Below are 14974 nucleotides of genomic sequence, written 5' to 3'. Positions count from 1 at the left end.
CCGAGGGTCGACGCCACCCGCCAATGGGAGACATGAATGAATCGTAGTGACCTGCGAGGGGTGGATTTCAAGCTACTGGTGGTGTTCGAGACACTGATGCAGGAGCGCAGTGTCTCGCGTGCCGCGGAGCGGCTGTTTCTGGGGCAGCCTGCGACCAGCGCCGCGCTGTCGCGACTCCGGGATGTCCTCGGTGATCCGTTGCTGGTGCGCACCGGCCGCCAGATGGTGCCTACCGCCCGCGCGGAGCAGATCTACGAACAGCTGCAGCCGGCTCTCGATGCGATTTCCAACGTCCTCAGCCGTACCAGCGAATTCGACCCGGCGACCAGCGAAGCGGTATTTCGGGTCGGGTTCAGCGACGACATCGAGTTCGCCCTGCTTCCGGCGTTGCTCAAACGGCTGCGGACCGAGGCGCCGGGTATCGTGCTGGTGGTGAGACGCGCCGATTTCCACCTGATGCCGCAACTGCTCAATACCGGCGAGGTGACCGTCGCCGCCGGGTATGCGCGAGATTTGCCGGCCAACGCCAAGCAGAAGATCCTGCGCCACAGTCACGCCCGGGTGTTGCGGGCGGATAGTCGTCCGGGCGCGCTGACCCTCGACGATTATTGCGAGCGGCCCCATGCCCTGGTTTCGTTCGACGGTGATCTCAACGGCTATGTCGACGATCTGCTCGCCGAGAAAGGGCGCAAGCGTCGTATCGTGCTGGCCGTGCCACAGTTCAACAGTCTGGCCTCGCTGCTGCGGGATACCGACATGGTCGCCACCGTACCCGATTACGCCGCCGACGTGCTGGCGGCGCAGGGCGGGCTGCGGGTCGACGAGTTGCCATTGGAACGACCCCCGTCACCGTTGAGCATGGTGTGGCAGAGCGTCTACGACAACGACCCCGCGGAGCGTTGGCTGCGTTCACGCATTCAGATGATGTTTGCCGACGACGAGGCGTGAGCACGCCCCGACCTCGGGGTGTGTTCGCTGCGGCTTGACTTCGTTAGTGAAGATTAGAATCATTCGCGCCTGCGGTTCGCCGTCGATCATCGGCGCCGTCTCTCTCGTTCGACGCCCGACAAGCGCTTCCGACCTGGCTGTTGCCGCGAAATACGGCGGCGAGTGCGTCATGCTTGCGGCGAACAACGAACCCCATCGCCGGCTACGGAACCCGAATGGAACTACTGCGCGTCGTCTTTCGTCACTATCGCTGGCCGTTCATCGGCGTCATGCTGCTCAGCCTTCTGAGCGCGGCGCTGGGGATCGGCGTCATCGCCTTCATCAACCACTACCTGATCGTCACCGATCCGGGTGGCGGTGAAATCAGTGCGGTCACCGCCCTGCTGCCGTTCATCGGGCTGGTGGCACTGCTGCTGGCGGTGACGCTGGGGTCGCAGCTGGCGTTGACGACCCTGGGGCACCACTTCGTCTACCGCCTGCGCGGCCGGCTGATCAAGCGCATCCTCGACACCGATATCGAACGTCTCGAGCAGCTTGGCAGCGCGCATCTGCTGTCGTGCCTCTCCAGCGACATTCGCAACGTGACCATCGCCTTCGTGCGCCTGCCGGAACTCGTCCAGGGGATCGTCATCACGCTGGCCTCCGTCGGCTATCTGTTCTGGCTATCGCCGCCGCTGCTGCTGGTGACCGCCATCTGGATCGCCGTGACCATGCTGGTCGGGTGGTGGCTGGTCTCGAAGGTCTACCACCATATTCGGATCACCCGCGCCACCGACAGCCGGCTCTATCAGGACTACGAGACGATCATCCACGGCCGCAAGGAGCTGGCGCTCAATCGCGATCGCGCCCGTCACCTGCTCGAAGAGGTTTACGGCGCCGACGCCCGAACCTACCGGGATCACATCATTCGCGCCGATACCTATCACCTGAGCGCCGGCAACTGGACCAACATCATGATGCTCGGCGCCATCGGCGTGGTGTTCTTCCTCGCCAATGGCCTGGGCTGGTCCAACACGGCCGTCGCCGCCACGTTCTCGCTGACGCTGCTGTTCCTGCGCTCGCCGCTGATCCAGGCCGTCGGTGCGACGCCAACGCTGATCACCGCGCAGGTGTCGTTCGACAAGCTGCGCGAACTGTCACTGGTGGAGTATCGCGAGGCGTTCGATCTGGTCGAGACGCACAGCGAGTGGCAGGTGCTCGAGATGCGCGATATCAGCTATCGCTATCCGGCCAAGGCGGGGCGGGAAGGATTTGCCGTCGGGCCGATCAACCTGCGTCTGGAACGTGGCGAACAGGTCTACCTGATCGGTGGCAACGGCAGCGGCAAGTCGACGCTGGCCAAGCTGCTGACTGGGCTCTATCGACCTCACTCGGGGGAAATCCGTCTCGACGACGAAATCATCGGCGAGTCGGACTGGCACCGTTATCGTCAGCGTTTCTCGGCGGTCTATACCGACTTCCATCAGTTCGATCGGTTGATGGGGCCACGTGGCGGCAGTGCCGATCCCGCCTTGCTGGACAACTGGCTGCAGACCCTGCAACTGGCGAAGAAGCTACAGCTCGACGACGGCAAGGTGCTCGATACCGAACTCTCCCAGGGGCAGCGCAAGCGCCTGGCGCTGCTGATGGCGCTGGTCGAACAGCGCCAGATCCTGCTCCTCGACGAGTGGGCCGCGGATCAGGACCCGCAGTTCCGGCGCGCTTTCTACCGTGAACTGATGCCGTGTTTCCGGGAACTGGGCATCACCGTCTTTGCCATCAGCCACGACGATCACTATTTCGCCCACGCCGACCGGCTGCTGGAGATGCGCGATGGTCATCTGCGCGAGCTGACCGGCGACGAGCGCGAGCTGGCCAGTCGAGATGCGGTGGCGCGGACCGGTACATCCTGACTGGCTGGACGGTGTCGCTCGCCGTCTAGCCTTCGTCGTCCGGCGATGGCTGGGAGAGGGTGGTCCTGGCGTCCGGGAGCGCCTTGCCCTTGCGCCGGCCCACGCTGCTCTCCTGGGCCAGGCGTTGCCCACCATGGCGCGCCCTGGCCTCCAACTCCGGAATCAGATCGCCCTCGCTGAGATGACGCCAGAACCGCTGCGGCATGTGCTGGGTCATCACCCTGTGATTGAGGCGTGCGGGATTGAAGGTGCTGACGAAATAGGTTCGCCACAGGTCGTGCTCCTCGTCGGCGTTGGCGCGCTCGGCGGCCGTCCTGGCCTCCTCGGTCCAGGCCGCCGGGCAGGGAGCGCGATAGTCCAGCGCCGAGCCATCCCAGCCTACGCCACCGTGGGGCGTGGCGATGATCCAGCGTGAACCGCCCATGCGGTCGGCAAAGTGCTCCGCGGCCAGGTCGAGCACGTCATGGGCGGGCTCGAACCATGCCACGTAGCGTTCACCTCGGGCCTCGTCGCGGCGATGGAAGCGCAGGAACGCATGCATGTGGTGGGCTTCCCGCTTGACCGCGTGCCAGCGCTGATGCAGCACGCGGCCATCCCTATCGGCGGGATGCATGGCCGCGGCGTCGCCCCGGGCCCATCGCCACAACACCCGGTACAGCAATGGCCAGCGCGGCTGGTCGTGGCCGTCCGCACGATAGCGCGCGGCGTTACCCAGCAGCGTCAGCTGGTCGCGACCGATCCGGATCGCTGCCGGCGTGGAGCCTGGCAACGTCGGCGGCAGCTCCAGCGAGGAAAAGAGATCGTCATGACCGTCGTTGCCGTCGTGCCAGGTCACACTGGCCGGTGGCACCCCGGCGTGGAGCAGTCGGCGCGCCTGGGCGCGCCACTCGTCGAAATCGTTGGCCCAGGCAGCGCAGGACGGCGGAAGCGGCGAGGCATTGCGCATGGCGGTATCTCCTGCGGAAGGCGGCGCTACCACAACGCCATCTGCGCCGGCTGGGGTTGGGTCAGGCTCTGGCGCAGGCGCGAGCTGTCGCGCTGGGCATCGGTGGGGCGATAGTCCTGGGTCACCACGAATGGCCGCAGGGTCTCCAGGCGACACCGCAGCGCCACCAGGTCCTGATAGCGGATGCGCCGCAGCCGCCGCAGATCGACCAGCCGTTGCACGCTGCGCAGACCGATGCCCGGAACGCGGGCAATCATCGCCGGCTCGGCGCGGTTGAGGTCGACCGGAAAATCGTCGCGGTGTGCCAGTGCCCAGGCCAGCTTGGGATCGATCTCCAGGTCCAGGTTGCCCGGTGCGTTCAGCAACTCCTCGGCCCGGAAGCCGTAGCCACGGATCAGGAAGTCGGCCTGGTAGAGCCGGTGCTCGCGCAGCAACGGCGGCGCGGCCTGGGGCAGCCCTGCGGGGCGCTCCGGAATCGGGCTGAACGCCGAGTAGTAGACGCGCTTGAGGCGGAAGTCGCGGTAGAGGTGCTGGGCGGACTGGAGGATGGTGCGGTCATCGGTGGCATCGGCACCGACGATCATCTGCGTGCTCTGGCCGCCGGGTGCGTAGCGTGGCGCCATGCGCTTGGGGTTGGCGCTGCGCGGCAGACGCTTCGCGTCCCGCTCGGCATCGTCGTTGGCGGCATCGATGCGCTGGCGCATGTGGCTCATGGCCGAGTGGATGGTGTCGAGCTCCTTTTCCGGGGCCAGCGTCTTCAGGCCGGTCAGGGTCGGCAATTCGATGTTCGCGCTGAGCCGGTCAGCGTAGCGCCCGGCTTCCTCGAGCAGCCTGGGATCCGCCTCCGGGATCGCCTTGAGATGGATGTAGCCCCGGAACTGGTGCGTCTCCCGCAGCAGCCGGGCCACCTGGATCAGCTGCTCCATGGTGTAGTCGCTGGAGCGAATGATCCCGGAACTCAAAAACAGCCCGCTGATGGTATTGCGACGGTAGAACGACAGCGTCAGGCGGACGACTTCCTCCGGCGTGAAGCGTGCTCGCGGCACGTTGCTCGAGCGCCGGTTGACGCAGTACTGGCAGTCGAACAGGCAGAAGTTGGTCAGCAACACCTTGAGCAGCGACACGCAGCGCCCGTCCGGGGTGAAGCTATGACAGATCCCCATGCCGTTCGACGAACCGAGCCCCGTCTTGCCGCGAGACGAGCGCTTGGGCGCGCCGCTGCTGGCGCAAGAGGCATCGTACTTGGCGGCATCGGCGAGGATGGAGAGCTTGTCGATCAGTTCCATGCGGCAATCCTGTGGCCCGTCTCGAATACTGTCTGAATATACAGTATTCGAGAACGCCGAGATCGACAAGTTGGAATGGTTGAAGCGTTCAGCCTGCTTGGGCTATCTGTTCCTCGACCCACGCCCTGACTTCGGGGTAGGGTCGCTGCTCGTGGACGCCGAACCCGTTCAACTGCCGCGCCTTGAGCGGCGTGAACACTGGCATCGACAGTCCGCACAGGAAATGGGCGATGCGCTGCGCGCCGGGCAACGTCCCGAGCTGTTCGCGGTGGCGTTCGATGAACGGCCCGGCCTGGCGGGCGAAGTCGGCATCGGTTAGCTCGGGCAAGGACGGCGCCCCCGGCAGACGCGCGATATGGCCATGGCAGACCGAGCAATGGCCGCAGTCCATTGGCGCGTCATCGTGCTCGAATCGCGTGTCGCCGAAGTAAGCGGCGAGCCGTCGGGTCAGGCAGGTGTCCGATTCGAACAGGTCCAGCATGGCCTGGAGGCGGTCTATCTCCGCCTGCTCCCGGGCTTGGCTCTCCGCCAGCAGTCGATCGGTCAGAGCGTCGATGTCGAATTTGGGCTGGCGCACCTCGTAGACGTCGGTCATGCGTTTGCCTTCCAGCACCACCCAGCCCTTGTCCTGGAAATACTCCAGTGCGGTGATGACCCTCGCGCGCGAGGCGTCGAGCCCCGCCGCTTCGCCGGCCCGATGGAGTCGTTCGAAATCCACCGTGCCCCAGGTCTTGGCGATGGCGATGTTGTCGACGAGCAGGCGTACGAAGTCGGCGCGCTCGCCCTCGAAGCGCACGACCAGGTTGGCGGTCTCGTCGAGATAGCGCAGCCGGTACTCGGCCAGGTAGGCGAAGCGGGGTACGATGACGCCATGCATCTCGAGCCGGACGAGCAGCGTCTTCAACGGCAGCAGACGGACGTTGCTGTCGCGGGAGAGCGTGTTGAGCAGCACCGGCCACTGGCGCGCCGATTGGCGGCCGGCGTCGGCGATCTCGCTCAGCACGTGGCGGATACCCTCGCGCTCCGGGGTATCGCCGTAGACGAAGTTCTCGAGCACGCGCAGGCCGTCCCGACCGGCCAGCATCAGGCAGCGCGACGGCTTGCCGTCACGCCCGGCGCGCCCGATCTCCTGGCTGTAGTTCTCGATCGACTTGGGCAGGTCGTAGTGAATGACGTTGCGGATATCGCCCTTGTCGATCCCCATGCCGAAGGCGATGGTGGCGACGATGCAGGGAATCTCGCCGTCCATGAAGCCCTGCTGGATCCGGTCCCGGGTCTCGCTGTCGAGGCCGGCATGATAGGCGCGGGCCGAAAGGCCCCGGCTCGCCAGCGCCCCGGCCACCGACTCGGCGGTCTGCTGCAGCGTGACGTAGACGATGGTGGGCGCTTCACGGCCAGGCTGCTGCTGCGGGACGAGCCAGTCGACCAGTGCCGGCAGGCGGTTATCGGCCTCTACCGGCTGCACCAGCAGCTCCAGGTTGTCGCGATAGAAGCCGGTGGTGACGACATCCTCCTCGGCGATGGCGAACTTGGCGCGCATGTCGTCGATTACCGCGGGCGTGGCGGTGGCGGTCAGCAGCAGCGCCTGGGGGATGCCGAACTCGCGCTGGTAATCCGGTAGCTTCAGATAGTCGGGCCGGAAATTGTGTCCCCACTCGGAGATGCAGTGCGCTTCGTCGATGACCAGCAGTGAGATCGCCACCTGACGCAGGAAGTGGCGAAAGCGTTCGTTCTTGAGCCGCTCCACCGACACCATCAGGATCTTCAACTCGCCGCTGCGGGCGCGCTCCATGATCTCGCGGGCGGTGTCGCGATCCTGGGTGGAGTCGAGGCTCGCGGCCGCCAAGCCGTGACGCTGGAGAAAGGCCAACTGATCCTGCATCAAGGCCAGCAGCGGCGAGACCACCAGGGTGAGATGCGGCAGGTGAAGCGCCGGCAGCTGATAGCAGAGCGACTTGCCGGCGCCGGTGGCGAAGATCGCCGCGGTGGAGCGACCGGCGATGACGCGTTCGACGACGGCCTGCTGGCCGCCGCGAAAGGCCGGGAAGCCGAATACGTCGAGCAGGGTCTTGCGGGCGCTTTCGATGTTCGCCTGGGTCATGTTCTCTCCTGGGGCCACGGCGCGGTCGTATCCAGCGAACGGTCTGCGGCCGACTCGTCGGTGGGCGGTTCGGTCTGGTGTGGCGTCAAGGCAGGCTGGGCGTGCCGCGACGAGCGATAGCTGACGCCGTGACGCAGGCGGGGCGCCTCCGGGCCGCTGTGCAGCGCCGTGACCCGATCGATGATGGCGCGGTCGGCCAGGGTCAACCGATCCAGCATGCGCAGATGCTGCAGCCAGTTGGGCACCAGGAAGACCTCCTGCCACAGGTCGCGATCGACGACATCCCGATAGAGCGACCAGCGCTTGGCGCCATTGCGCAGCCGCAGCCGGCGAAGCGGGCGGACCGCGCGGGCGAATTCCCGCAGGTGGTCACCGTCGATGCGGTACTCGACTGTCACCATCACCGAGCCCCGCGCCGGGTCGAACTCGAAATCGGGGCGATCGGTGTGGGCTTCCGGCGCCTCGACCAGATCGCCGGCGTCCAGGTTCGGCAGCCTGGAGGGAAGCAGCAGCAGCGCCGAAACGATCAGCAGCGTGCCGGCCAGCATCAGCGCCATCTGGACCCCCAGCCCGTCGGCCAGTTGCCCCCACAGCAGCGAGCCCAGCGTCAGCCCGGCGTAGAGCGCGGTCTGATACAGCGCCAGCGCCCGCGCCTTGACCCAGTCCGGTACCAGGATCTGTACCGAGGAGTTGTAGGATGCCACCGCCGCGATCCAGCAGCTGCCGCCGACGATGAGTGCCGGGAACAGCACCCACAATGTATCGAGACCGCCCAGTGCCAGCATCACCAGACCCAGCAGCATGGCGGAGAAACTGATCAGGCGGCTGCTGCCGACCCGCTGGCGCGCCCGGTTGACCAGCGTGCTGCCGGCGATGGCCCCGATGCCGAGGCCCCCGAGCATATAGCCGTAGAGCGAGGCACTGCCGCTGGGATGCTGATGGGCCAGCAGCGGCAGCAGTGCCCACAGTGCGCTGGCGGAGATCCCGAAGATGAACGAGCGCATCATCACCAGCCGGGTGACGCTGGAGTACTGGACGAAATGCAGCGCCGCCTTGACCCCTTCCCAGATCCTTTCCGGCGGCAGCGACTTGGGCAGCACGGCACGCTTCCAGCGCCACAGCGCGGCGATCAGCCCGCAGAAGCAGAGCACGTTGAGCAGGAAGATCCACGCCGGACCCACCGCGGCCAGCAGCAGCCCGCCGATGGCCGGGCCGATGGCGCGGGCGGCGTTGTAGTTGACGCTGTTGAGCAGAACCGCGCTCGAGACCAGATTGCGCGGTACCTGTTCGTTGACCGCCGCCTGCCAGGCCGGCGTGGTGATCGCACCGCCGATGGAGACGCACAGAATCGAGGCGATCAGCAGTGCCGGCGAGAGCAGGTCCAGAAAGGCGATCGCGGTGACGAACAGCCCGCCGAGCACTTCGATGCCCAGCCCGAACAGCATCACCTTGCGGCGATCGTAGTTGTCGGCGATCACGCCGGTGACGATCGACATCAGCACCAGCGGCAGCGCCGCCGCGACCTGGATCATCGCCACCGCCACCGCGCCGCCGTCGTTCGAGGTCACCACCCAGGCCGCCGCCACCGACTGCGCCCACAACCCGAGGTTGGCGAACAGGTTGGCGATCCAGATCATGCGGAAGGCGGGGACGCCCAGCGGGGCGAAGGTGCTGACATCCGCCGGGCGTGGCGGCGTCTGTTCGGGTTCGAGGGTCAGGTCGCTCTGGCGGGAAACGGGTTGCAGCATGACAAGCTCGCAGACAGGAGGCGAATCGGAAGGCACGACCGGGCGAGCGGACAAGGCCCAGCGCTAAAGGTTAGCATCCTGTCTATGATAGCGAGCGTCCAGTGCTATCGCTTACCGGCAAGCCATATGTCGATCAGGGATAGGTGTCGGCGTTGCGGTTACTGCAGCACCGCGATGGGGCAGGCGTCGGCGGGGTGGTTCATGACCCGCATCGGAATGCCGTAGATGGCTTCCAGGTTGATATCGTTCATCATGCTGGCGGGCGCCCCTTCGGCGAGGAGCTTGCCGCTGTGCAGGGCGACCAGGTGATCGCAGTAGCGTGCGGCCATGTTGACGTCGTGGAGCACGATGATCACGCCGAGCCCCAGCTCGCGACAGAGCTTGCGCACCAGCGCCAGCACCTCGACCTGATGGGCGATGTCCAGCGCGGCCAGCGGCTCGTCGAGCAGCAGGTAGCGGCTGCCCTGGGCCAGCAGCATGGCGAGCCACACGCGCTGGCGCTCGCCGCCGGAGAGGGTGTCGACCAGGCGGTCGGCGAAGGCTTCGGTATGGGTCAGGGCGATGGCGCGTTCGATCTGCTGATGGTCATGGCCGTTGAGGCGGCCCAGCAGGCCGTGCCAGGGGTAGCGGCCGAAACCGATCAGCTCGCGACAGGTGAGGTTCTCGGCGCTGGGCAGATGTTGCGGCAGGTAGGCGACGTGGCGGGCGAACTCGCGGGGTTTCCACTGCGACAGCGGTCGGCCATCGAGCCGGATGCCGCCCTGGCTGACCGGCTGCTGTTGCGCGAGCAGCTTCAGCAGGGTCGATTTGCCGGAACCGTTGTGCCCGATCAGGCCGTAGACCCGGCCTTCACCGAAGGTGAGATCGATAGGCGAGAGCAGTGTCTTGCCCGCAATCTCGAAGCTCGCCGACTGGACTTCGAACATGGCAGGGGCAACCTCGCGGTGAGTGGTGGGTCACGTGATGGAATGCAATCCTAATTCAAATACGAACGGTTATCAAAGGCGGTTGTCGCTGTTTATCGTCTGGCAGCGTCCGTTGACTGCCGAATAACCCTGTTCGAGGAGCATGAACCCATGAAAGTGTGGTCGTCGATTGCGCTGTTCGCGCTCGTCGGTGCGGGCGTGCTCTCCGCCGTGGCCTCCCATGAACCGTTCGAGCCACGCCTGGTGAGGCTGGAGACCCAGCGGGCGCTGCCGTCGCTGGCGGATGGGCTGGCCGAGGAGTCGGCGGAGATCAATGCGCTCTTCCTGGGCTACGCCGACGAGCCGGCGCTGTGGGCCAGCGCCTGGCTGGCGATCCAGAACCACGGTGATCTGGCCCGCAAGGCACTGCTCGATTACGGACTCGATCCGGCGTTCCAGCGGGTGCTGGTGCGCTACGGTGCGGATGCGGTCCTGCCGTTGGTCTATTACCGCGATCACGACATCGCCACGCTGCGGGCGCAGCACTGGCTGGGAACCCGCTATCGTCAGGCCAGCGAGCAGCTCGACCGCTGGTGGGGCGAGGACGAGGAGAGCGAGTCTCGAGACTCGTCCGGTGCGGCCAAAAACGCGAGTCAGGCCGAAAACGCGATCCCAGAGGAAAGCGACAAGGCCGACACATCGCTGACGCCCGTGCGCCGCGGCCAGGTCGCCATTGCCATTCTCGACGCCAAGGGCCACGCTTTCCTGCAGCAGTTCGTGGTCGATCCCGACGGCGAGGTGCAATGGCTGCAGAGTGAGCGCGTCGTGAGCGACCTCGGTGATCTCTTCACCAGCGGCCTGCGCGATCTGGAGAGCCAGTGGCGACGCGGCGAGGCGATCGGGGTTGCCGATATCGGCTGGGCGGGTGTCGACCTGCTGGTGATGACCAGCGCAGTCAAGGTGCTGCGGGCCGGACGCACGGCTCGTGTGGGCGCCGCCGCCGAAGGGCAGGGCGTGCGGGCAACTGGGCGCAGCATGCTGGTCGGTGGCGGACGCTTCGTCAATCTCTCGCGGGCAGCCAAGGTTGCGGCGATCACCGGCACCGCCTACGTGGTCGTGCGTCATCCCAGTCTGGTCAGCGCGCTGGGGGCCAACGTCTCGCGGTGGCTTGGCTGGCCGGTGTGGCTGGGGCAGTTCCTGATCTGGGTGATGGTGCTATTGCCGCTGTTGATCGTTGCCAGGTTCGTCTATCGCTGGGTGCTGGCGCCGCTGCTGTGGCTGTTGATGCCGTTGCTGAAAGCGACCTCGAGAACGCCGCGCTGGCTGACGAACAGGCAGCGCTCGCCTGGCGATGGCACACTGCAGGCTCGACCGGAAAACGATGCGAGAGTGGATCCCACGTTATGAAACACGACGCCTGCGATGATGAAGAAGCCTATCGCCTGGTTCTCGAGCCGCCCGATATCGAGACCTATATGCGGCTCCGCCGCGAGGCCGGCATGAACCCGCGCAGTACCGCCGGTGCCGAGCGCGGCCTGCCCGGCAGCCTATTCGCCGTGCAGGTCGTTCATGAGGGCGCACAGGGGAGCGAGACGGTGGGCATGGGCCGCGTCGTCGGCGACGGCGGCTGCTTCTATCAGGTGGTGGATATCGCCGTGCAGCCGGCGCACCAAGGGCGTGGCCTGGGCAAGCGGATCATGGGAGAGATCCGCGCCTATATCCTGCGCGAGGCGCCGGATAACGCCTTCGTCAGCCTGCTGGCGGACGGCGAGGCCCACCGGCTCTACGCCCAGTTCGGTTTCGAGCCCACCGCGCCTCATGCCATCGGCATGGCGTGGTATCCCGACCGAGCCGGCCATCGGTCGGCCGAAGGCTGACTGGCCGATCACCGGCAATCAGTGCCGTGGCTCGCCGTCCAGCGCCTCCAGCTCGTCCTGGCAGCGGGTCATCGCCTGGGCGATATAGCGTCCCGCCATGCGCTCCGAGACGCCGAGGCGCTGGCCAATTTCGCGCTGCGTCAACCCTTCCAGCCGGTGCCAGATCAGTGCCTGGCGCAGCCGTGCCGGGAGTGCATCCAACGTCCGCGTGAGCTGATGGACACACTGTCGTTGGCAGGCATCGGCCTCCGGGCAGACGCGCGGACAGACCAGTACCGGCTCCAGTGCGTCGATGGCGATCAGTTCGGGATGCTGGCGGCGCCGATGGTCGATCAGCAGGTTGCGAGCGATACGGAAGAGATAGGCGCGGGGATTGTCGAGCACCCGGCGCACGGGCGCGTCGAGCAGACGCAGGTAGGCGTCATGGCAAAGATCGGCGGCCTGGTCCCGTGAACCCAGTTGGCGATCGAGAAAGCCGAGCAACTCGTGGTGGTGCTGACGATAGAGGAATTCGAACATTGCTTCGCGCATGATGACGGCCCCGAGGGCAAGACGACAAATGAAGTGCCGCGATCATGGCAAAAATGAGAATCGTTATCAATAAGGGGCATTGGCGTTAAGTCGTATCGGCAGCAAGTCGCATTGCAGCCGTCGCTGGCCGGGCGCCGCGAGGGCGCGCCCGGCCGTGGCAACGCGTCCGCCTGGGGCGGTTCAGGTCGATACCACCCGCACTTCGCGCTCGCCGTTGTCTCCGCCCGAGGCGGCGGGAGTGGGTCGGCAGGCGGCGATGGGATTGACCAGCGTACCGGCGAACTGCAGGTTCTTCGACGGATCGGCGAGGTCGATCATCTGGCGGTTGTTGCGCAATTGCAAACGGTTGAGGCACGACAGCGTGAAGTCGGGCGCGAACAGATCGAAGCGTTCGAACTTGTCGGCGAATTTCGGATGCCGCCGCTGGTAATCGATCACGCACGCCGCCACCAACTGCCAGAAATCGTCCTCCTGGAGCTGGTTCGAGGCCACCAGGATCTCGGCGAGGAAACGGAAGAAGCAGTCGAACAGATCGGTGAAGATCGACAGGATCTTGAGGTGCTCCGGCACCTCCACCGCAATGCGGCGGGCCGCTTCCGGCAGCGACTGGCCGTTGTCGAAGATGCCGGTCTCCTCGCCGATATCCTTGAGGATCGCGCCGACCGGCACGTGATCCTCGAGCTGCAGGATCAGGTTCTCGCCGTGGGGCATGAACACCAGGTCATGGGCGTAGAAGCAGTGCAGCAGCGGTGTCATGTAGGCCGCTAGATAGCGCTCGATCCAGTTGCGTGCGCCGATGCCGGAGGCGTCGATCAGTGCCGGCAGCAGCGCATCGCCATCGGCGTTCCGGTGCAGCAGCGCAGCCATGGTCGTCAGCCGCCGATGGGGTGCGATGCGGGTATAGGGGCTCTCCCGCCACAGGCACGCCAGCATCTTCTGATACGGACTTTGCTTGTCGGTAGCGGCCTCGAAACCGGCATGGTGATAGCCCAGCGTGGCGACTTCACGCAGCACGCTGAAACCCTGCGCCTGCAGTTCCGGGTCGCCTGCGACCAGGTTCTCGACCCAGGCATTGATGGCCGGCGTGCCGCGCATGTAGTGGGGCGAAAGCCCGCGCATGAAACCCATGTTGAGGATCGACAGCGCGAACTTGACGTAGCGACGCTGGGGCCGCGAGACGTTGAACCAGGTCCGAATCGACTGCTGGGCAAGGTAATCGTCGTCCGCCTCGCCGAGCAGCACCAGGCGCTGTTCGGCCACTTCGCCGGCGAAGGTGATCGCCAGCTTGTGGCGCCACTGCCACGGGTGGACCGGCATCAACAGGTAGTCATCGGGATCGAGCCCGAGCGCCCGCAGGCGGCCGGCGAAACGCTCCCGTACCGAGGCGTCCAGCTCTTCGGCAAACAGGGTCTCGGCATCGAGGCCCTCGATGGCGCTGTACTCGGTGCACTGGCGCGCGGCGGCCAGCCACAGCGGACGGATCGCGGCACCGGCTTCCGGCGCGTAGCGGTGATAGTCCTCGATATCGAAGCCGATCCGGCCGCTGTTGGCGACGAAACAGGGGTGACCTTCGCTCATCGCCGTCTCGAGGGTCTGGAAGTCGGCCAGCGCGAGTTCGGCGGCCGGCGGTACGTCACGGCCGAACTTGTACGCCATGCCGGCCAGGGTGCTGGCGATCTCCTCCAGGTAGGTCGGCAGGTTGGCGGGGTCGATGCCCAGCCGCGCCCGGCACTCGAGCAGGAACTGCGTCACGTCCAGCGGCTGGGAGGCGCCGTCGCGCATCTTGGCCAGCGTGTTCTTGTCGATCCACCAGTGATCCAGTGCCATCCGGCGCGCGCGGAACCGGTAGCGGATGCCGTCACTGTCGGTGGCGAGGGCGTAATCGGCCCAGCCGTCGGCGTCGATCTCGGTTTCCGGTACCGGCTGCAGCAGACGCTCGTGGGCGAACTCGCTGATAGCCTTGCACAGCAGATCGCGATTGGCGCGGCGCCAGCGATCGGGCCGCAGATGGGCGCTGGCTTCGCCCGTGGCGGTATCACGGCGCCGCGAGGCGTGCAGCGACTCGAACCGCTCGCGGGTGCAGAAGCCCAGGCGGGCGGTCTTCTCCGCCAGTCGGATCTCACCCGCGTAGACGAAGCCCGCCCGGCGGTTGAGCGGGTGGATCCTGTCGTTGGTGACGTCTGGCTCGACGACGATGCGGCGCGTCCCCGGATCGCTGAACAGGAAGGCCACGATGGTATCGATCACGGCCTGACTGAAGCCGTGGATCGGCGTGGCCGCCGGCGCTTTCGGCGCGACCAGGAAGTGCATGCCGCGGTCGCCGGGTTGGACGGTGTACTGCTCGCCGACCGGGTCCTGGCGGGGATCGTAGCACTCGACCAGAAACGCCGGCTGGCCGTTATGGAGGCCGATGAACGCCTGGGCGCCCTCGCTCTGCTGCATGTCCCGGTAGAAGGCGGCGACCTGATCCCGGGTGTCGCCGTTCATGCCCCAGAAACGGGCGCGGTCGCTGCTGACCCAGTCGTACACGAGCGGGAGATCCTGATCCAGCGCGAGGGGGCGAAGGGCAAGGGTGCCGATGCCCGGCCAGTCGCGACGAAAGCGAACCTCGGGCGAATAGAGGCTGCTGGGCGATGTGGCCTTCGTCTCGAGGTCGCTCACGCTGCCCGTGGCGTCGCCCATCCTGGCGGCGGGCAGCCGGCTCTGCGGTAGATTCATGCGTCTCTCTCCTGACGGCAAA

General features: G+C 66.3%; 11 protein-coding genes. 4 read left to right on the top strand and 7 right to left on the bottom strand.

The genetic code is table 11. The features are described from left to right. Positions 1 to 36: 36 nt before the first annotated feature. Both F0A16_RS12925 and F0A16_RS12920 read left to right on the top strand, forming a co-directional pair. The gene (locus F0A16_RS12925) at positions 37 to 948 is read left to right on the top strand and encodes a LysR family transcriptional regulator (RefSeq protein WP_149435820.1); all 912 of its coding nucleotides are present in this window, start codon (positions 37 to 39) and stop codon (positions 946 to 948) included. A gap of 215 nt (positions 949 to 1163) precedes the next feature. Then, complete coding sequence (locus tag F0A16_RS12920) at positions 1164 to 2840, top strand: multidrug ABC transporter permease/ATP-binding protein (protein WP_149435819.1); 1677 nt, start codon at positions 1164 to 1166, stop codon at positions 2838 to 2840. A gap of 25 nt (positions 2841 to 2865) precedes the next feature. Here F0A16_RS12920 and F0A16_RS12915 read toward each other — a convergent pair whose 3' ends face one another. The 5 genes from F0A16_RS12915 to F0A16_RS12895 all read right to left on the bottom strand — a co-directional run bounded on the left by F0A16_RS12915 (position 2866) and on the right by F0A16_RS12895 (position 9847). Further along, positions 2866 to 3786, bottom strand: a complete 921-nt coding sequence (locus F0A16_RS12915; RefSeq protein WP_149435818.1) for a TIGR03915 family putative DNA repair protein — start codon at positions 3784 to 3786, stop codon at positions 2866 to 2868. A 26-nt stretch (positions 3787 to 3812) separates the two neighbouring features. Further along, positions 3813 to 5072 (bottom strand): putative DNA modification/repair radical SAM protein, encoded by a 1260-nt coding sequence (locus F0A16_RS12910; RefSeq protein ID WP_149435817.1) that lies wholly within the window; start codon positions 5070 to 5072, stop codon positions 3813 to 3815. A gap of 88 nt (positions 5073 to 5160) precedes the next feature. Further along, complete coding sequence (locus F0A16_RS12905; RefSeq protein ID WP_149435816.1) at positions 5161 to 7173, bottom strand: RecQ family ATP-dependent DNA helicase; 2013 nt, start codon at positions 7171 to 7173, stop codon at positions 5161 to 5163. After that, positions 7170 to 8921, bottom strand: a complete 1752-nt coding sequence (locus F0A16_RS12900; RefSeq protein WP_149435815.1) for an MFS transporter — start codon at positions 8919 to 8921, stop codon at positions 7170 to 7172. Before F0A16_RS12900 ends, F0A16_RS12905 begins: the two co-directional genes overlap by 4 nt. 158 nt (positions 8922 to 9079) lie before the next feature. After that, positions 9080 to 9847 (bottom strand): ATP-binding cassette domain-containing protein, encoded by a 768-nt coding sequence (locus tag F0A16_RS12895; RefSeq protein WP_149435814.1) that lies wholly within the window; start codon positions 9845 to 9847, stop codon positions 9080 to 9082. Between the two features lie 150 nt (positions 9848 to 9997). Here F0A16_RS12895 and F0A16_RS12890 point away from each other — a divergent pair, with 150 nt between their 5' ends. After that, a complete protein-coding gene (locus tag F0A16_RS12890; protein ID WP_239023823.1) occupies positions 9998 to 11233 on the top strand; it encodes a hypothetical protein in 1236 nt (411 codons plus the stop codon). Next, a complete protein-coding gene (locus F0A16_RS12885) occupies positions 11230 to 11703 on the top strand; it encodes a GNAT family N-acetyltransferase (protein ID WP_149435813.1) in 474 nt (157 codons plus the stop codon). Before F0A16_RS12890 ends, F0A16_RS12885 begins: the two co-directional genes overlap by 4 nt. Positions 11704 to 11721: 18 nt before the next feature. On the opposite strand, the gene F0A16_RS12880 is transcribed toward F0A16_RS12885, so the two are convergent. Further along, complete coding sequence (locus F0A16_RS12880) at positions 11722 to 12234, bottom strand: RNA polymerase sigma factor (protein WP_149435812.1); 513 nt, start codon at positions 12232 to 12234, stop codon at positions 11722 to 11724. A 180-nt stretch (positions 12235 to 12414) separates the two neighbouring features. Next, positions 12415 to 14952: a GNAT family N-acetyltransferase gene (locus F0A16_RS12875; RefSeq protein ID WP_275401760.1), complete on the bottom strand. Its 2538-nt coding sequence runs from the start codon at positions 14950 to 14952 to the stop codon at positions 12415 to 12417. Positions 14953 to 14974: the final 22 nt, after the last annotated feature.

The sequence above is a fragment of the Salinicola corii genome (assembly GCF_008298015.1).
In the GTDB taxonomy this organism is placed as follows: Bacteria; Pseudomonadota; Gammaproteobacteria; order Pseudomonadales; family Halomonadaceae; genus Salinicola; species Salinicola corii.
Note: the sequence above shows the minus strand (reverse complement) of the source record. Positions and strands in the feature narration are given on the sequence as shown.

What these genes read in the sequence shown, in the direction of transcription:
- F0A16_RS12925 (WP_149435820.1), top strand. Translation starts at nt 37, where the DNA reads ATGAATCGTAGTGACCTGCGAGGGGTGGATTTCAAGCTACTGGTGGTG.
- F0A16_RS12920 (WP_149435819.1), top strand. Translation starts at nt 1,164, where the DNA reads ATGGAACTACTGCGCGTCGTCTTTCGTCACTATCGCTGGCCGTTCATC.
- F0A16_RS12915 (WP_149435818.1), bottom strand. Translation starts at nt 3,786, where the DNA reads ATGCGCAATGCCTCGCCGCTTCCGCCGTCCTGCGCTGCCTGGGCCAAC.
- F0A16_RS12910 (WP_149435817.1), bottom strand. Translation starts at nt 5,072, where the DNA reads ATGGAACTGATCGACAAGCTCTCCATCCTCGCCGATGCCGCCAAGTAC.
- F0A16_RS12905 (WP_149435816.1), bottom strand. Translation starts at nt 7,173, where the DNA reads ATGACCCAGGCGAACATCGAAAGCGCCCGCAAGACCCTGCTCGACGTA.
- F0A16_RS12900 (WP_149435815.1), bottom strand. Translation starts at nt 8,921, where the DNA reads ATGCTGCAACCCGTTTCCCGCCAGAGCGACCTGACCCTCGAACCCGAA.
- F0A16_RS12895 (WP_149435814.1), bottom strand. Translation starts at nt 9,847, where the DNA reads ATGTTCGAAGTCCAGTCGGCGAGCTTCGAGATTGCGGGCAAGACACTG.
- F0A16_RS12890 (WP_239023823.1), top strand. Translation starts at nt 9,998, where the DNA reads ATGAAAGTGTGGTCGTCGATTGCGCTGTTCGCGCTCGTCGGTGCGGGC.
- F0A16_RS12885 (WP_149435813.1), top strand. Translation starts at nt 11,230, where the DNA reads ATGAAACACGACGCCTGCGATGATGAAGAAGCCTATCGCCTGGTTCTC.
- F0A16_RS12880 (WP_149435812.1), bottom strand. Translation starts at nt 12,234, where the DNA reads ATGCGCGAAGCAATGTTCGAATTCCTCTATCGTCAGCACCACCACGAG.
- F0A16_RS12875 (WP_275401760.1), bottom strand. Translation starts at nt 14,952, where the DNA reads ATGAATCTACCGCAGAGCCGGCTGCCCGCCGCCAGGATGGGCGACGCC.